Below are 2,957 nucleotides of genomic sequence, written 5' to 3'. Positions count from 1 at the left end.
TTATAAAAAATACGTACTTTCCATATTGCAAAGTTACAATTTATTACGCAGATTTGTCGTAACTTTGCATAAAATATCAAATACTAAAAATCGACAAAACGCAAACGATAAAAATGCAGAACATAGACAAAAGCATACTACGCATAGCCCTGCCCTCGATAGTGGCTAACATCACCGTGCCGCTGCTCGGACTGGTAGACATGGCTGTCTCGGGACATCTCGGCAACGCCGTGTACATCGGCGCAGTGGCTGTAGGCTCGATGATATTCAACGTCATCTACTGGGTGTTCGGCTTTCTGCGCATGGGCACGAGCGGAATGACATCGCAGGCGCTCGGACGGCGCGACATGGGCGACGTGGCTACCACGCTGGCGCGCTCCATCGCCGTGGCTATAGGCGTGGCGGCGTTCATTCTGCTGCTGCAACGACCGCTCGGCACGGCTACTCTCGCCCTCGTCGGCGCCACGGAGGAGATAAACGCCGAGGCGTGGCACTACTTCCGCATCTGCGTCTGGGGCGCACCTGCCATGCTCTGCCTGTACAGTCTGACGGGCTGGTACATCGGCATGCAGAACACACGCCTGCCTATGTTCATCTCCATTATGCAGAACGTGGTGAACATCGCAGCCAGCTGCACGTTCGTCTACGCCTTCGGCATGAAGGTGGAGGGCATAGCGCTGGGCACACTCACGGCGCAATACGCCGGTCTGCTCGTCAGCGTGGCGCTCTGGAGCGCCACCTACGGCAAGCGCATACTGCGCCATGTAGAGTGGCGGCGCATTGTGGAGGGCACGGCTATGCGTCGCTTCTTCGGCGTGAACCGCGACATCTTCCTGCGCACGCTGTGCCTCGTGGCTGTCAACTTCTACTTCCTCTCGGCAGGTGCGTCGCAGGGCGCAGTGGTACTGGCTGTGAACACGCTGCTCATGCAGCTCTTCACACTCTACTCATACGTGATGGACGGCTTCGCCTTTGCCGGCGAGGCGCTCTGCGGCAAACACTACGGCGCGCGCAACCACAAGGAGTTCGGTCGCACGGTGCGCCGCCTCTTCGCCTGGGGCGCAGCGCTCACCGCCGCCTACACGCTCGTCTACGCCGTGGGCGGCACGGGCTTTCTCGCTCTGCTCACCGACGAGCCTAACGTCGTGGCTGCCGCCGCCGACTATGCTCCGTGGGCTGTGCTGATACCGGTCTGCGGCTTGGCGGCGTTCATCTGGGACGGCGTCTTCATCGGCACCACCAACACGCGCGGCATGTTCGCCGCCACGGCTGTAGCGATGCTGGTCTTCTTCGCCGTCTATCTCTCGCTACGCGGCGTGTGGCACAACCATGCGCTGTGGCTGGCATTCCTGGCGTATCTCGCCGCGAGAGGAGCGGTGCAGAGCGCGATATATTTGAGGACCGCAAGGTAGAGGTCCTCAAATAAATGGGGACTGCATACAATTTGCCACAGAAAATAATATCTTGAAAATCACATGCAAATTTGCTCATCAGAAACAAAATCGAAAAAAGTTGCACACTCTTCTATCTTTTTTTCTATTCTTTTCTTTGCAATTTCACAATACCTTTTTTCAATTTCAAATCCAATAAACTTTCGCTTCAGTTCCACTGCAACAGCTCCTACAGTTCCTGAACCCATGAAAGGGTCAAGAACAAGATCATTCTTGTTAGTAAATCCCAGCATCAACCGTTTAATTAAATCTTCAGGAAATTGGGCAGGATGAGCAGTTCGTTCCACAGAAGAACGATTTGCACCTGAAGTAACCTTAGCTATTTCCCAGATATCAGAAGGATTTTTACCAATTGAATTACAACGCAATTTTCCTTTCTTCTTTTGATTTGGATATTTAACATTAGGATCCCTTATTGAATCAAGATTAAAAGTATAACAATCTTTATCCTTAACATACCAAAGAATTTTTTCATTTCGAGGAGACAAATATTTCTTTGCAGCAATACCAGCCTCATAATGCCAAATAATTTCTTGATTTAAATAAAATGGAATCTTGTCCCATATAAGGTATGGGATAGGCACAGCTCTTCCTTTATCTCTAACTGACAAATACCCAACATTCAATAAAAAATTGCCCGTAGACAGAGTTATTTTTTCAATACTCCTTGCAATACGAGAAAGCCAACTTAAATAATCGCCAAGTGGCATAATATCCTCATATTCTTTCCCTATATTATATGGAGGACTGGTAATTGTAGACGCAAGACATGGAGTATTCAAATGTTTCAAAGCATTTTCACAATCCATATTGTATAGCAATCCATACTCACATTCAAAAAATGGTTCACCTAAGGTTTGCTTTATTTCTTCAAACATACGCTTCTTTTTTAAATGCAAAATTAATAATAATTTATTCCAAAGTACAAGATTCTGAGGTAGAATGTTTTTATTTATTTATTTTTGCACGGAAATAAAATTTTAAATCATTTTATAGCTCTATAAATTTCAATCAATTTATTTTTATATGCTTCAGGTTTTAAGCGGGCCTGCTGCCCTGTCGCTGCTTTCTGCGCAATCCAATCCTTATGCTCCAAATAACCAAAACGAATAATCGTAATCTTGGGACGAGGGTTAAATTTGCTAATTTTTTCAAAATTTATTGTTATATAGTAACCATTCTTGTCTTTTGTTTCAGAATCAGAAGAAGGTTGTGCATAGCTTCGATTTGCAAATATTTGGGTGGCATTAGAAGATGCTTTTATCTCAATACCCATTGAAAGATCTTTCATATCATGAATATCTTTCTCGTTTTTAAGTTCACCAACTTTATACCTTTTGGGAAATTCCAGTGATAAATAGTGTGCTACTAGTTCATGAAGAAAGAAACTTAGTATTTGTGGTGAAGGAAATATTTCTTTACCTATACTAAATGAACCAATTTTAGAATTAAACCTTAATTCCGCAACACTTTAGTTTAACATTATTTATAATATCCTGAGCAACA

3 protein-coding genes are annotated in these 2,957 nt (G+C 45.4%); 1 reads left to right on the top strand and 2 read right to left on the bottom strand.

What is annotated here, in order from left to right:
* Nucleotides 1–113 precede the first annotated feature (113 nt).
* Nucleotides 114–1,412 carry an MATE family efflux transporter gene (locus KTQ90_RS13000; RefSeq protein WP_217318782.1) on the top strand — a complete coding sequence of 433 codons (1,299 nt, stop codon included), beginning with the start codon at nt 114–116 and terminating at the stop codon, nt 1,410–1,412.
* 59 nt (nt 1,413–1,471) lie between these two features.
* On the opposite strand, the gene KTQ90_RS12995 is transcribed toward KTQ90_RS13000, so the two are convergent.
* Both KTQ90_RS12995 and KTQ90_RS12990 read right to left on the bottom strand, forming a co-directional pair.
* A complete protein-coding gene (locus KTQ90_RS12995) occupies nt 1,472–2,329 on the bottom strand; it encodes a DNA-methyltransferase (protein ID WP_217318781.1) in 858 nt (285 codons plus the stop codon).
* A gap of 107 nt (nt 2,330–2,436) precedes the next feature.
* A complete protein-coding gene (locus KTQ90_RS12990; protein WP_369680876.1) occupies nt 2,437–2,892 on the bottom strand; it encodes a ScaI family restriction endonuclease in 456 nt (151 codons plus the stop codon).
* Nucleotides 2,893–2,957: the final 65 nt, after the last annotated feature.

It is taken from the genome of Leyella stercorea (genome assembly GCF_019052365.1).
Lineage (GTDB): Bacteria > Bacteroidota > Bacteroidia > Bacteroidales > Bacteroidaceae > Prevotella.
This window is presented reverse-complemented; position numbering and strand designations above follow the sequence as displayed.